The organism is Mycolicibacterium aubagnense, assembly GCF_010730955.1.
GTDB classification, from domain to species: domain Bacteria; phylum Actinomycetota; class Actinomycetes; order Mycobacteriales; family Mycobacteriaceae; genus Mycobacterium; species Mycobacterium aubagnense.
In genome coordinates, this window is the sequence record NZ_AP022577.1 from 4,542,420 (window position 1) to 4,556,927 (window position 14,508).

Genomic DNA, 14,508 nt, shown 5'->3' on the forward strand with positions numbered 1-14,508 from the left:
AAGAAGGGAATTGCATCAATGCAGATCAAAGATTCCGTCGCTGTCGTGACCGGTGGTGCGTCGGGCCTGGGCCTGGCAACCGCCAAGCGTCTGCTCGACGCCGGTGGCAGCGTCGTGGTCATCGACCTCAAGGGCGAGGACGTCGTCGCCGAGCTGGGCCCGCGCGCCAAGTTCGTTGCCACCGACGTCACCGACGAGGCCGGCGTGAGCGCGGCGCTGGACGCGGCCGAGGAGATGGGCCCGGTCCGCATCAACGTCAACTGTGCCGGCATCGGTAACGCCATCAAGACCTTGAGCAAGGACGGCGCGTTCCCGCTGGCCGGTTTCCGCAAGGTGGTTGAGGTCAACCTGATCGGCACGTTCAACGTCATCCGGCTGTCGGCCGAGCGCATCGCCAAGACCGAGGCGGTCGACGGTGAGAAGGGCGTCATCATCAACACCGCGTCGGTGGCGGCGTTCGACGGCCAGATCGGTCAGGCCGCGTACTCGGCCTCCAAGGGCGGCGTGGTCGGCATGACCCTGCCGATCGCCCGCGACCTGTCGCGTGAGCTGATCCGCGTGTGCACCATTGCCCCGGGCCTGTTCAAGACGCCGCTGCTCGGCTCGCTGCCCGAGGAGGCGCAGAAGTCGTTGGGCCAGCAGGTCCCGCATCCGGCTCGCCTGGGTGATCCCGACGAGTACGGCTTCCTCGCGCAGCACATCATCGAAAACCCGATGCTGAACGGCGAGGTCATCCGCCTCGATGGCGCGATCCGGATGGCGCCGCGATGAGCGCTTGCGCGAAGAGCCGAAAGGACAGCTGATGGCCATCACGACGAAGTTCACCGAGGCATTCGGTGTCGAGCACCCGATCGCCCAGGGCGGTATGCAGTGGGTCGGTCGCGCGGAACTGGTTGCCGCCGTTGCCAATGCCGGCGGTCTGGGCTTCATCACCGCGTTGACGCAGCCGACGCCGGCGGACCTCGCCAACGAGATCGCCAAGACCCGCGACCTGACGGACAAGCCGTTCGGCGTGAACCTGACGATCCTGCCGTCGATCACCCCGCCGCCGTACGACGAATACCGCCAGGTGATCGTCGACGCCGGCATCAAGATCGTCGAGACCGCCGGCTCCAACCCCGGCCCCCACCTGCCGATGTTCCACGACAACGGCATCAAGGTCCTGCACAAGTGCACCTCGGTGCGCCATGCGGTCAAGGCCCAGAGTCTGGGTGTCGACGGCATCAGCATCGACGGTTTCGAGTGCGCCGGTCACCCCGGTGAGGATGACGTGCCAGGGCTGGTGCTGATCCCGGCCGCCGCCAAGGAGATCGAGATTCCGATGATCGCCTCGGGCGGTTTCGGTGACGCGCGTGGCCTGGTCGCGGCGCTGGCGCTGGGTGCAGACGGCATCAACATGGGCACGCGCTTCATGTGCACAGTCGAGTCCTGCATCCACCAGAACGTCAAGGAAGCCATTGTGGCGACCGACGAGCGGGGCACCGAGCTGATCTTCCGCAGCCTGCGCAACACCGCGCGGGTGGCGTCCAACGCCGTCTCGCGTGAGGTGGTCGACATCCTGAAGAAGGGCGGCCAGTTCGAGGACGTCAAGGATCTGGTGGCGGGTGTGCGCGGCCGCAAGGTGTTCGAGAACGGCGACATCGACGCCGGCATCTGGACCGCGGGCACCGTCATGGGCCTGATCCACGACATCCCGACGTGCGACGAGCTGATCAGCCGCATTGTCGGCGAGGCCGAGGAGATCATCACCGGCCGCCTGGCCCGCATGGTCGGCGCGGGCGAAGCCGAGCTCGCCGGCGTCTAGCCCGGAGATACCGCGCTGAGGGTCGTGACTCCACCGGAGTCACGACCCTCACTGCGTTCTCGGTGCACTGGCCCCAGAGCCACAAAAAGCCGCCGACCTCGTCGGTCGGCGGCTTCGACGCTGGTGATCACTCCTACGAGCCTCTCGTGCGCGCGGTTTCGGCGCACGGGCGTCGCGCTTCGGCGCGGCGTCAGACTCGCGGGTGAACCCGCGGAATCAGACAGCCTCGGCGAGGTCGGGGAACTGCTCGGACGTGTCACCCTCGATCAGGACGTCCCCGTGGTACAGGGCATCGAAATCTACTTTGATGACATCTGCGTTGGTGTCGTCGATCCACATGTCTATGAGGCTATGGGTCGCTATTAAGAAATCGTTGAGTCACGATTCGGAAAACACTGGCAATTCTTACCGCTGGGTAGGTTGGCCAAACCGGGTCGCTAAGTGACCCGTGAGTAGGCCTCATTCCGCAAGGCCACGGCTGATCTTGATGTACTTTTCGAGCCTCGGACCGCGCCTTAGTTCACTGGCCAGTAGCAAACATGATGACCGTCACGTCGGTAACGCCTGGTCGGCCGCCTGAACCGGACGTCAATAATTCTCGTGATCACTGTGGGCGACTGTTGACACGCCTGAGTTATCGACGATAACTTAGCGGTGTTATTCGAAGGGGACTTCATGCTGAACCGCATTGCGCTGCTGGCCATCGCCGCGCCGAAGAGAATTCTGGCGCTGGCAGGGCTGGTCCTGATCGCTGCGGCGATCTTCGGCGTCCCGGTGGTCAAGACCCTGCCGGCCGGTGGTTTCCAGGACCCGAAGTCGGAGTCGTCGCAAGCCGGTCGGCTGCTGGCCACCACGTTCCATCAAGGCGACATGCCGATGCTGGTTACCGTCAGCGCGCCCGACGGGGTGCACGGGCCGGCGGCGTCCGCGGCCGCCCGCGACATCGTCGACCACTTGAAAGCCTCGCCCCACGTGGCCTATGTGTCCTCGGCCTGGACTGTGCCGCCGGCCGCGGCCGGCGAGCTCATCAGTAAGGACGGCAAGTCCGGGCTGATCGTGGCCGGCATGAGCGGCGGCGAGAACAATGCGCAGAAGTACGCTCAGGAACTCGCCGACCAAGTGGTGCACGACCGGCCGGGCGTCACCGTCAAGGCCGGTGGCGGCGCCATGGTCTACTCCCAGATCAACACGCAGACCGAGCACGACCTGCTCGTCATGGAGTCCATCGCGGTGCCGCTGAGCTTCCTGGTTTTGGTGTGGGTGTTCGGCGGACTGGTCGCTGCCGCACTGCCGATCTTGGTCGGCGGGCTGGCGATGACCGGCACGCTGGCGGTGTTGCGGACCATCACGTTCTTCACCGACGTGTCGGTGTTCGCGCTCAACGTCGCCACCGCACTCGGGCTGGCGCTCGCCATCGACTACACGCTGTTGATCATCAGTCGCTACCGCGACGAGGTGGCCGACGGGCAGGCCCGCGACCGGGCATTGATCCGCACCATGGTCACCGCCGGGCGGACGGTGCTGTTCTCGGCCACGACGGTCGGTCTGTCGATGGCTGCCATGCTGATGTTCCCGATGTACTTCCTCACGTCCATCGCCTACGCCGGCATCGCGACGGTCGCATTCGCCGCCGCGGCCGCGGTGATCGTCACGCCGGCGGCCATCTGGCTGCTCGGCGACCGGCTCGATGCCCTCAGCCTGTTCCGACGCAAGACCGCGCCCAAGCCGGTGCACGAGACGTTCTTCTATCGCACCGCCAAGGCGGTGATGCGCCGCTCGGTGTCGGCCGGCCTGGCTGTCGTCGTGCTGTTGTTGGTGCTGGGTGCACCCTTCCTCGGTGCGAAGTGGGGTTTCCCCGACGAGCGGGTATTGCCCAATTCCGCATCCGCGCATCAGGTGGGAGATCAGCTGCGCAACGACTTCGCCAACAACTCGGCGACCGACATCACGGCCGTCATTCCCCACGCGGCAGGGCTGTCGCCGGGCGCCTTCGATACCTACGCCGCCGACCTGTCGCGCATCGCTGCGGTCACGAAAGTGACGGCGCCGACCGGCACCTTCGTCGGTGGGCGGAAGGTGGGGCCGGCCGGACCCGGCGCAGCGATCGTCGACGGCAGCGCCTTCCTGACCATCGGCAGTAGCGCGCCGCTGTTCTCCGACGCGTCGCAAGCGCAACTCGACGAGGTGCATGCGGTCAGCGGACCGGACGGGCGCGCCGTGCAGCTCGCCGGTGTCGCGCAGATCAGCCACGACAGCGTGCAGGCCGTCACCGATCGGCTGCCGTGGGTGCTCGCCGTCATCGCCGTCATCACCCTGGGGCTGTTGTTCCTGCTGACCGGCAGTGTGGTGCTGCCGGTGAAAGCCGTTGTGCTCAACGTGCTTTCGCTCACCGCGGCCTTCGGTGCGTTGGTCTGGATTTTTCAAGACGGCCATCTCGGTGCGCTCGGCACCACCGCGACCGGGACGCTGGCCTCCAACATGCCGGTGCTGTTGTTCTGCATCGCGTTCGGGTTGTCGATGGACTACGAGGTGTTCCTGGTCGCTCGCATCCGCGAATTCTGGCTTGTCGAGCAGGACAACGATGAGAGCGTGGCCCTCGGGCTGGCCCACACCGGCCGGGTGATCACCGCGGCGGCGCTGGTGATGTCGATATCGTTCGGCGCGCTGATTGCCGCGGAAGTCTCGTTCATGCGGATGTTCGGGCTCGGGCTGACCATCGCTGTTCTGGTGGACGCCACCCTCGTGCGGACGGTACTGGTGCCGGCCTTCATGCACCTGATGGGCCGGTGGAACTGGTGGGCTCCGGCGCCGCTGGCCCGGCTGCACAAGCGCATTGGCATCAGTGAGTCCCCGCCGGTGCCGTCGGCGTGCGGCGCGCAATGACAGCGGTGCGGCGGCGTCGTTCCCCGCGCGGGTCGGGTGACCAGCTGCGCGACGAAATCCTCGACGCGGCAACCGAATTGCTCCTGGAATCCAATCAGGAGAAGGCGGTATCCATCCGCTCGGTGTCCCAGCGGGTCGGTGTCACCCCGCCGTCGATCTACCTGCACTTCGCCGACAAGGACGCGTTGTTGGACGCGGTGTGTGGGCGGTACTTCGAGCGACTGGACCAGGTCATGCAGCAGGTGGCCGCCGAGGAACCGACCACGATCGACCGGCTACGTGCCCAAGGGTTGGCGTATGTCCGCTTCGCCCGGCAGAACCCGGAGCTCTACCGGATCGCCATGATGTCCGAGGGGCATCCGGGCAGCGACGTGGATCAGGCCCTCGACACCGCAGCTTTCGTGCACATGCGGGATTCGGTGCAGGCTCTGATGGACGAGGGGAGTTATCCCCGGGGAGATGCGGGCGATGTCACGGTGACGGCACTCGGATTGTGGACGGTCGCACACGGCCTGGCGGCCCTGTTCATCTCGCGGCCGTACCTGCCGTTCGGTGATCTCGAGGAGTTCGCGGACCGGGTGCTGAGCGCTGCGTGCCTGGGTGGCATGGTGAGAGGACTGGGCGGACCGGATAGGACGCCGGACCAGCTCGTCGAGCGACTGAAAGGTTCCTGACGATGACCGACATCACGGTGGACAACCCGTTCTTCGCCCGCATGTGGATCGCAATGTCGTCACGTGAGCGCAAGTTCATGACCCGACTGCGCCAGGAGAACCTGACCGGGCTCACCGGCCGGGTACTGGAAATCGGTGCCGGCACCGGAACCAACTTCGCCTTCTACCCGGACACCGTGACCGAGGTGGTGGCCGTCGAGCCCGAGGTGCGGCTCGCACCGCTGGCGCGGAAGGCGGCGCTGACCGCGCCCGTGCCGGTGACCGTGCGTACCGAGACCGTCGAGGACTTCGACGGCGACGAGCTGTTCGACGCAGTCGTGTGCTCACTGGTGCTGTGCTCGGTCGACCAGCCGGAAAGTGTTCTGCGGCAGATGTACTCGCGACTCAAGCCGGGCGGGGAGCTGCGCTACTTCGAGCACGTCGCCAGCGAAGGGGTGCGCGGCCGGGCGCAACGCTTCCTGGATTCGACGTTCTGGCCCAAGATTTCGGGCAACTGTCACGCGCACCGGGAAACCGAGAAGAGCATCGTCGGCGCGGGATTCCAGGTCGCGGACGCCCGGCGGGTGCTGATGCTGCCGGGCTGGGTGCCGCTGTCGGAAGCGGCACTGGGCCGGGCGGTCCGGCCCAGCTAGGGGTTGGGCCAGAGTCAGGCCTGCTTGATGGTCGGCAGCAGTTCGGGCAGCCGCTGCAACAGGGTGGGCAGCGCCGTCGCAGCCGTCTCCCGCAGGGACACCGTGGCCTGATCGGAGAACGGCGTCGGCTGGGGATTCACCTCGATCACCGGAATACCCTGCGCCGCAGCTGCTTCCGGCAGAGATGCCGCCGGGTACACCACCGACGACGTGCCGACGGTGATCACCAGGTCGGCGGTACTGACCGCCGCGACGGAGTTGTTCCACGCGTCGGATGGCAGGTTCTCGCCGAACCACACGACGTTGGGCCGGATCAGCCCGCCGCAGTAGCACTCTGGTGGTTCGATCGCGATTTCGGGCTCCGGCATCGGCGGAAGCGTGCCCTCGAAATCGGCTTTGCAACTGTCGCAATGGAAGTGGAACAAGCTGCCGTGCAGGTGGTGCACCCGGGTGCTGCCGGCCCGCTCGTGCAGATTGTCGATGTTCTGGGTGACGACGTCGACCTCGGCGTAGTCCTGCCATGCGGCCACCGCGCGGTGACCCGGGTTGGGGGACACGTCGCCCATCATGTGATGCCGCCACAGATACCAGGCGAACACCCGCTCGGGGTGCCGGCGCCAGGCGTCCGAACTGGAGATCTCGTAAGGGTCGGTGTTGGCCCACAGGCCGGTCTCGGCGTCCCGGAAGGTTGGCACGCCACTATCGGCGGACATTCCCGCACCGCTGAACACCGTCACCCGCATCAGCCCACGTTATCGGGTTTCGGGTGAGCTGGGCCACTCGCCGACGGCGAAATGGGCTTCAGCACCATCGGTCATACTCGGCAGATGACCGATTTCGGTGAGTGGGTCCACCTTGATCCGCACGCAGGCCCCTTGTTCGACCAGTTGCGGTTGCAGATCATCGAGGCCATTCGTAGTGGTCGCCTGCCCGCGGGGACCCGGCTGCCCACCGTCCGTGACCTGGCCGGCACGCTGGGGACGGCGGCCAATACCGTGGCTCGCGCCTACCGTGAAATGGAGACCGCGGGCGTCCTCGAAACCCGGGGGCGGTCAGGGACTTTCGTGGCTGCGGCCGACCCGGCTGCCGCCGCCATGGTGGATGCGGCCAACGCATTCGCCGACACCGCCCGGGCCTTCGGTGTGCTGAAGACCGACGCGCTGCGGTATCTGGACGCGGCGTTCGAGTAGGGGAACGTCAACCGCGCCAATGTAGTACGTCCAGTGCGACGCCTACTTCGACACTGTTCTCCGACAGCGGCCGCGGTAGCAGCTCGTCGGCCCGGGCCAGCCGGCGCAGCAGCGTGTTGCGATGCGTGAAGAGCTTGCCGGCGGCGCGGGACACGTTGCACTGCTCGCGCACAAATGTCCATACCGCAGAGCGCAATTCCGGGCTCGCCGACTCCAGCTCACCCAGTACGCGTTTGACGAAGTCTGCGGCGCGGTCGGCATCCGCGGTCAGCAGCGCGACCATCTCGATATCGGTGTATTCCGCGATCTGCTGCGGCGAGTGCAGTCGCGCCATCATCTGCTGGGTGGTGATCGCATCGAAGTGGCTGCGCCGAAACCCGGCTACCCCGGCGCCCGTCGACCCGATCGCGATACGGACTTCGCGTCCGGCGGCAGGTGCCAATGAGTCGGCATCGACCGAACCTGGTGCCCATACCCACCGCGTGGCGGTACTGGCCAGCACGCTGAGCGGTCGGCCGCCCGCAGCGCGTCCGAAAGCTTCAGTGGCCCGGTCCAATTGAGATAGGTCGCTGTTCGGATTGTCGATCCAGATGATGGCGGCGGTGTGGTTCCCGCCGAGTCCGTAGGCCAGGCGGCTTTCGGCGCGCTGCCGGGGGATCGGGGCGCCGTCGAGGAGCAGTGCGACCGTCGCCCGCCGCTCGGCGTGGCTGCCGCGGGTGAGTTCGTCGCGCTCGAGTTCGATCTGGGCGGCGATGGCGGCCAGGGTGGCCTCGACGAAGTCGCTGATCGACCGTGAGCACACATCGAGCACGACATGCAGATCTGCGGGATCGGCGGTCAGTTCAAAGGCGATATCCATCAGGCGCCGCCACGCCACGCCTTCACCGACCCGGTAAGCGTCCAGCGTGTACGAGTCGACGCCGCGCCGGACCATCTCCCGGGCGACGCTCATGGGCTCGGCGCCGGCGTTGGGCGGTACGGGTGCGCCGGGATCGCGCACGTTGGCCGCCCCCCAGAACAGCAGATTCGAGCGGTTGCTGCGGCTGACGGCCGCGGCCAGCTCGGGGTCGGATGCGATGGCCGGATTGGCGCCCAGCACGGCGCGGTCGAGTTCGTCGAGCCATTCCGCAGGGGCATTGACGACCACCTGTGCGCACTGCCGAATCAGCTCGCGAATCTGCACTGATGGCTGGGTGCCGTCCATGGGGGCAGGCTATCGCGCTGGTGCATAGTGCACCGTTGATCGGCAAACTTGGGATGTTTTGGCCTTCCACTGCAGGGCCGCCGGACACGACCATTGTTTCCACGCCCACCACCGCCAACAGGGAGTCTGCAATGGAGCACACCGCCAACATCACCCAGGTCGACGTGCTGATCGTCGGCGCCGGAATCTCCGGCATCGGTGCCGCCTACTACCTGCAGAAGGAACATCCCGGACGGACGTACACCATCCTGGAGTCCCGCGGTGCGACCGGTGGAACCTGGGACCTGTTCCGGTACCCCGGCATTCGCTCGGACTCGGACCTGCACACGTTCGGCTACGAGTTCAAGCCGTGGCGCGACGAGGACGCCATCGCCTCCGCCGACAAGATCCTCGCGTACCTGCGAGAGACGGTCAGCGAGAACAACATTGACCGCAATATCCGGTTCCACCACAAGGTGCTCGGCGCCGCGTGGGACAGTGCCACCGCGCGCTGGGTCGTCGACGTCGAGCGGACCGATACCAACGAGCTGGTGCAAATCTCCGCCAACTGGCTGTTCTGTGCCGGCGGCTACTACCGCTACGACGAGGGCTTCACGCCGCAGTTCCCGGGCCGCGACCGCTTCGCCGGCCAGGTCGTGCACCCGCAACACTGGCCCGAGGACCTCGACTACACCGGCAAGAAGGTCGTCATCATCGGCAGCGGGGCGACCGCGGTAACGCTGGTGCCGTCGATGGCGGACAAGGCCGCGCACGTGACCATGCTGCAGCGCTCGCCGACCTACATCCTGCCGGTGCCGTCCAAGGACGCCTTCGCCAACGTGGCCGGACGTGTGCTCGGTGCTGACCGCGGCTACGCGCTGGCCCGGCGGAAGAACGTCATCCGGCAGCGCGCCGTGTACACGCTGTGCCAGAAGTACCCGGCCGCCGCCCGCCGCGTCATCCGCTGGACCAACGCGCGAGAGCTGCCTGCGGGCTACCCCGTCGACACGCACTTCAGCCCCGACTACAAGCCGTGGGATCAGCGCCTGTGCACCGTCCCGGATGCCGACCTGTTCAACGCGATCAGCAGCGGCAGGGCCGCGGTCGTCACCGACCGCATCGCGACCTTCACCGAGACCGGCATCGAGCTGGAGTCCGGGCAGCATCTGGATGCCGACATCATTGTCACCGCAACGGGTTTGAACGTCCAGATGTTCGGTGGCATGACGCTGACCGTGGACGGCAAGGCGGTCGACTTCGCCGACACCGTCGCCTACAAGGGCATCATGCTGTCGGGTGTGCCGAACTTCGCCTTCGCCTTCGGCTACACCAACTCCTCGTGGACGCTCAAGGTCGGGCTGCTGTGCGAGCATTTCTGCCGACTGCTGACACACATGGACGCCAATGGATTCGACAGCGTCCGGCCGGTGGTCGACGGTGCGGGCATGGAGACCAAGCCGCTGCTCGACTTTGCCGCCGGATATGTCCAGCGGGTCGCGAACATGCTGCCTCGGCAGGGGACCTCGGGTCCGTGGGTGATGTCGATGAACTACAACGTCGACCGCGAGGTGCTGCGGCACGGTGCGGTGACGGACCCGAACCTGCGGTTCGCGACCGCCACCCGCGCAGAAGTTGGGGAGTTCGTGCCGGTTTCCTAATCGGCGCTCAGGAGAGCCGCTTACGCTGACGGGAATGGAGACATCTAAGGCGAGCGAAGCGACGGGATGTATAGAGTCGCCGGCAGTGCCGCCCGAGATTCCCGGTGTCCCTTCAGCTGTCGGCGTCGAATTGCCGCCCGGGCCAGTCCCCGGGCGGCCCTATTCGTTGCCGCTGGATTTGTTGGCAGAGCAGTACGGCCCGCTGTTCTACGCCGACTTCGGCGGCAGTCGACGGCTGTACGCCTGCTCGCTGGCACTGGTCGACGAGCTCTGTGACGAGACCCGGTTCGTCAAAGGCCTCACCGATCGGTTGGCGCGATTCCGGCCGCTGGCCGGCAACGGGTTGTTCACCGCCTACACCGGTGAGGATGGCTGGCAGCAGGCCCACGACCTGTTGATCCCGGGATTCAGCTTCAGTGGACTGCACAGCTATCACCCGGCGATGCTGGACATCAATCGCCAGCTGCTCGAGCAGTGGGATGCGGCGGTCGGCGCGCACCCGGTTGACGTGGCCGGTGATCTGGCGAAGCTGGCCATGGACACCGTGGGCCTGGCCGGGTTCGGCGCCAGGTTCGACTCCTTTCAGCACGAGGGCCTTGCCGAAGTCCCCGCCAGTTTCGCGGCCGCGCTGAACCAGATTCTTGCCGGACCCAACGCCGACCAGGCGGTCTTCGAAGCCGAGCGAACCAACCTGTTCCGCTTCATCGCGGACCTGATCGCCGGCCACCGCGCAGGCGAGGCCGACCTCGACGATCTCCTGGTGCTGATGCTGCAGCCCGGTCCCGACGGGAAACCGATCCTCGACGACGACAGCATCCGCAACCAGATCGCCACGTTCATGGTCGCCGGGCAGGACACCACGTCGACGGTGATGCCGACGGCGCTGTACAGCATTGTCAAGAACCCGGCGGTGCTGCACCACGCGCAGGCGGAGGCCGACGCGGTGTTCGGCCCCGACGACGACCATGTGCCGGCATTCGACGAGATCGGCAAGCTCACCTACATCCGCCGGATCATCGACGAGACCCTGCGACTGTCCCCGCCGGTACGAGAATTCGACCGAATGGCATTGGCAGATACCGTCATCGGCGGCCAGTATCCCGTGCGGCGCGGTGAAGCGGTGACGGTGCTGACATCGTCATTGCACCGGCAACCGGAGTGGGGCGACAACGTCGAGATGTTCGACCCCGATCGGTTCGACACCGAACGAGCCGGGCAGCGTCCGGTCAACCTGTTCAAGCCGTTCGGGACCGGCGCACGGTCCTGCATCGGCAGGCAGTTCGCGCTGCACGAAGCGACCATGGCGATCGCGACTCTGGTGCACCGCTACCGGTTCGTCGACGTCGAGCACTACACCCTGCGCACCCACAGCGACCTGCTGCGCAAGCCGGAGGGCTTCCATGTGCAGCTCATTCGTCGTACTCCCGGGGAACGGCGGCAAGCTGCCGCCGTCGTCACCGCGGCGCCGGTGACCCAATCCCGAGTGGCGGTGCCGTCCGGGACGAAACTGCTTGTGCTGCATGGGTCGAACCTCGGAAACTGCCGATCGCTGGCTCAGCAGCTCGGTGACGAAGCCGTCGACCTCGGCTATGAAACGACCGTTGCTGCGTTGGATTCCGCGGCGGGCGCGCTGCCGGACCACGGGGCGGTGGTGATCGTCGCCGCGTCGTACAACGGGATGCCGACCGACGACGCCCGCGCATTCGTGGACTGGCTGGATGGAACGGCGGATCAGGTGCCGGCGGTGCCGTATGCGGTTCTCGGTGTCGGCGACCGCAACTGGGCCGAGACCTACATGGCGATACCCCGGCGCATCGATGCCCGGCTCGCGGAACTCGGTGCCACGCAACTTTTTCCGACGGCGGAAGCCGACACCTCGGGTGACTTCGCCGGGGCGGTGGAGGACTTCTCGGTGGCACTGTGGAATGCGCTCGGCGGTGTTTTCGGCGCTGTCGCCGCGGACGAACCCGTGGCCGAGGAGTCGCTCTACGACCTGCGCGCCATCGACGGACCGGTCACCGCAGCGATCGACGCCCGCTACCAGGTGCAGCCGGCCACGGTGCTGGACAACATTCCGTTGGTGGACACCGGCTCCGAGTTCGGGCAGGACAAGCGGTTGATCCGCATCGCGCTGCCCGACGGAGTCGACTATCAGACGGGCGATCACCTCACCGTGCTGCCGGACAACAGTCCCGCACTCGTCGACGAGGTCGCCGAACTGCTGGACCTGCGCCTCGATCGCCGGATCTCGATCAATCCACGACGCAGCACGCGGCGGGCCATCCCGATCGACCGGGAAGTCACTGTGCGCGAACTGCTTACGCACTTCCTGGAACTCCGCAAGCCGGCCACCCGGAGCCAGCTGCTGCGGCTCGCTGCGGCGAACCCGTGCCCACCGGAACGTGCCGCGCTGACCGCATTGGCAGACGACCCCGAGGCCCGCGCGCTCAGCATCACCGAGTGCCTCGTGGAGTTCCCGGCCACCCAGCTCAGCCGTGCGGAGCTGCTGGAACTCTTCGAACCGATGTCCCCACGCCATTACTCGATCGCGACGTCGTCGCGCCGGCGTGTCCGTGAAGTCGAGCTGGTGGTGGGCGTGCTCGAAGGGCCGGCCCGCTCCGGAACCGGTGTGTTCCGCGGCGTCTCATCCAGCTACCTCGCAGATGCGGTGCCAGGGCAGCAGATTCGGATGCGGGTGGACCCGGCCCGACAGGCTTTTCGCGCCGGTGCGGACCCGGCCCGCAACGTCATTCTGGTCAGTGCCGGCACCGGCGTCGCCCCGTTCCGTGGCTTCATCGGAGACCGCCTGGGCGCGCTGGAATCGGGAGAGCCGTTCACCGCAGCGCTGTGCTTCTTCGGTGTGCGGCACCCCGACGTGGACTACCTGTTCCGCAACGAGGCCGAAGACGCCGAGCGCCTCGGCATCGTCCGGATGCGGCCGGCGTTCTCCCGCGCCGGTGATGAGGTCAAGTACGTGCAGGACCGCATCGCTGCGGACGCCGACGAAGTCTGGGACATGCTCGGCAATCCGGACAACGACACCCACGTCTACGTGTGCGGCGACGGCGCCCAGATGGCGCCTGCCGTGCGCGCCGCGTTCCAGGACATCTACCGCAGCCGGACCGGCGCTGACGACGACGCGGCCCGCGCCTGGCTGGCCGGTCTGGTCAACACCGACCGCTATGTCGAGGACGTCTGGGCCGGGTAGCGAGTCCCGTCGCGGAGGGCCGTCAGCCCTCGCATGCCGTGGTAGATCACCAGTGCCGCAACGGAACCGAGCGCGATACCGGTGAATGTCAGTGGCCCGGCGTGCCAGGTGAAATCGGCGATACCGATGATGAGCGGTATCGCGGCGGTCATCTGGTTGATCGGCTGGGAGAAATCCACCCGGTTGGTCAGCCAGATCCGCACGCCGAGGATGCCGACCAGGCCGTACAGGACGATCGTCGCCCCGCCCAGCACACCCGGTGGAATGGCGGAGATCGCGGCTCCGACCTTGGGGCACAACGACAATACGACAGCCACTGCGGCAGCCACCCAGTATGCGGCGGTGGAGTAGACGCGCGTTGCGGCCATCACTCCGATGTTCTCCGCGTAGGTGGTGGTGGCCGAACCGCCGCCGGCGCCGGCCAGCACGGTGGCCACCCCGTCAGCCGCCAGCGCCCGCCCCATCAGTGGATTCAGGTCCTTCCTGGTCATCTGGCCCACGGATTTCACATGCCCGATGTTCTCGGCGATAAGCGCGATGACCGCCGGCAGGAACATCGGCAGGACCGCCAGACTGAACGACGGACTGCGGAATTCGGGCAGCCCGATCCACGGGGCAGCCGCGATGGTTGTCGTATCGACCTCACCGAGGGCCAGCGCCAGCAGGTAACCGATGACCACCGCCAGAAAGATGGCCAGCCGGCCGATGATGCCCCGGAAGAATGCGAGCGTCGCGACCAGCAGCACCAGCGTCACCAGGCCGACCAGCGGTCCCTTCTCGAAATTGTGCTTTGCCGCGGGGGCCAGGTTGAACCCGATGAGCGCGACGATCGCACCGGTGACCACCGGCGGCAACGTGAGATCCAGCCAATGCGTGCCGACCAGATGCACCACCGCGCCGACCAGGATCAGCAGCAGACCCACGGCGATCAGACCACCGAGCGCACTGCCGCTTCCGTGTGCGGCGGTCGCGGCCGTCACCGGCGCGATCACCGCGAAGCTCGACCCGAGATAGCTCGGCAGCCGGTTTCCGGTGATCAGCAGGAACGCGATGGTGCCGATACCGGAGAACAACAGCGTGGTGGCGGGCGGGAAACCGGTCAGCACCGGCACCAAGAAGGTGGCGCCGAACATGGCCACCACATGCTGGGCACCGATACCGATGGTGCGCGGCCAGCTGAGCCGTTCGTCGGGGGCGACGACAGCGGCGTCCGGTCCGACCGGCGTCCAGGAGAGGGGAACCATCCGGTCATATTGCCGGACGGGGCTCATATTCG

12 protein-coding genes are annotated in these 14,508 nt (G+C 66.8%); 8 read left to right on the top strand and 4 right to left on the bottom strand.

Features of this window, described 5'->3' with window-relative positions; all coding sequences use genetic code 11:
- The first annotated feature begins 18 nt into the window (after window positions 1-18).
- Together G6N59_RS21790 and G6N59_RS21795 are read left to right on the top strand one after the other, a co-directional pair.
- The gene (locus G6N59_RS21790; protein WP_138228908.1) at window positions 19-771 is read left to right on the top strand and encodes a 3-hydroxyacyl-CoA dehydrogenase; all 753 of its coding nucleotides are present in this window, start codon (window positions 19-21) and stop codon (window positions 769-771) included.
- Window positions 772-802: 31 nt separating this feature from the next.
- The gene (locus G6N59_RS21795) at window positions 803-1,804 is read left to right on the top strand and encodes an NAD(P)H-dependent flavin oxidoreductase (RefSeq protein WP_138228909.1); all 1,002 of its coding nucleotides are present in this window, start codon (window positions 803-805) and stop codon (window positions 1,802-1,804) included.
- Window positions 1,805-2,020: 216 nt separating this feature from the next.
- Here G6N59_RS21795 and G6N59_RS31645 read toward each other — a convergent pair whose 3' ends face one another.
- Window positions 2,021-2,143 carry a hypothetical protein gene (locus tag G6N59_RS31645; RefSeq protein WP_020099274.1) on the bottom strand — a complete coding sequence of 41 codons (123 nt, stop codon included), beginning with the start codon at window positions 2,141-2,143 and terminating at the stop codon, window positions 2,021-2,023.
- Between the two features lie 336 nt (window positions 2,144-2,479).
- Here G6N59_RS31645 and G6N59_RS21800 point away from each other — a divergent pair, with 336 nt between their 5' ends.
- From G6N59_RS21800 to G6N59_RS21810, 3 genes are read left to right on the top strand one after another with little or no spacing between them, the layout of a single operon-like run.
- Window positions 2,480-4,687, top strand: a complete 2,208-nt coding sequence (locus tag G6N59_RS21800) for an MMPL family transporter (RefSeq protein WP_138228910.1) — start codon at window positions 2,480-2,482, stop codon at window positions 4,685-4,687.
- On the top strand, window positions 4,684-5,361 hold the full coding sequence (locus G6N59_RS21805; protein WP_138228911.1) for a TetR/AcrR family transcriptional regulator: 678 nt from the start codon (window positions 4,684-4,686) through the stop codon (window positions 5,359-5,361). The genes G6N59_RS21800 and G6N59_RS21805 overlap by 4 nt, the downstream gene beginning before the upstream one ends.
- A 2-nt stretch (window positions 5,362-5,363) precedes the next feature.
- Window positions 5,364-5,993 (top strand): class I SAM-dependent methyltransferase, encoded by a 630-nt coding sequence (locus G6N59_RS21810; protein WP_138228912.1) that lies wholly within the window; start codon window positions 5,364-5,366, stop codon window positions 5,991-5,993.
- A 14-nt stretch (window positions 5,994-6,007) separates the two neighbouring features.
- On the opposite strand, the gene G6N59_RS21815 is transcribed toward G6N59_RS21810, so the two are convergent.
- Window positions 6,008-6,736 carry an NAD-dependent deacylase gene (locus G6N59_RS21815; RefSeq protein ID WP_138228913.1) on the bottom strand — a complete coding sequence of 243 codons (729 nt, stop codon included), beginning with the start codon at window positions 6,734-6,736 and terminating at the stop codon, window positions 6,008-6,010.
- An 84-nt stretch (window positions 6,737-6,820) separates the two neighbouring features.
- On the opposite strand from G6N59_RS21815, the gene G6N59_RS21820 reads away from it, so the two are divergent.
- Window positions 6,821-7,183, top strand: a complete 363-nt coding sequence (locus G6N59_RS21820) for an Rv1152 family transcriptional regulator (protein ID WP_138228914.1) — start codon at window positions 6,821-6,823, stop codon at window positions 7,181-7,183.
- A gap of 7 nt (window positions 7,184-7,190) precedes the next feature.
- On the opposite strand, the gene G6N59_RS21825 is transcribed toward G6N59_RS21820, so the two are convergent.
- Window positions 7,191-8,387 carry a PucR family transcriptional regulator gene (locus G6N59_RS21825; protein WP_170212352.1) on the bottom strand — a complete coding sequence of 399 codons (1,197 nt, stop codon included), beginning with the start codon at window positions 8,385-8,387 and terminating at the stop codon, window positions 7,191-7,193.
- A 131-nt stretch (window positions 8,388-8,518) separates the two neighbouring features.
- Between G6N59_RS21825 and G6N59_RS21830 the strand changes: the two genes are divergently transcribed.
- Both G6N59_RS21830 and G6N59_RS21835 read left to right on the top strand, forming a co-directional pair.
- Entirely contained in the window at window positions 8,519-10,024 is a 1,506-nt protein-coding gene (locus tag G6N59_RS21830) for a flavin-containing monooxygenase (protein ID WP_138228915.1), read from the top strand.
- Between the two features lie 34 nt (window positions 10,025-10,058).
- Window positions 10,059-13,232, top strand: coding sequence for a bifunctional cytochrome P450/NADPH--P450 reductase (locus tag G6N59_RS21835; RefSeq protein ID WP_234884089.1), 3,174 nt, complete (start codon window positions 10,059-10,061; stop codon window positions 13,230-13,232).
- Here the strand turns inward: G6N59_RS21835 and G6N59_RS21840 are convergent.
- Window positions 13,205-14,476, bottom strand: a complete 1,272-nt coding sequence (locus tag G6N59_RS21840) for a uracil-xanthine permease family protein (RefSeq protein WP_138228916.1) — start codon at window positions 14,474-14,476, stop codon at window positions 13,205-13,207. The two genes, G6N59_RS21835 and G6N59_RS21840, sit on opposite strands and share 28 nt — an antisense overlap.
- Window positions 14,477-14,508 lie beyond the last annotated feature (32 nt).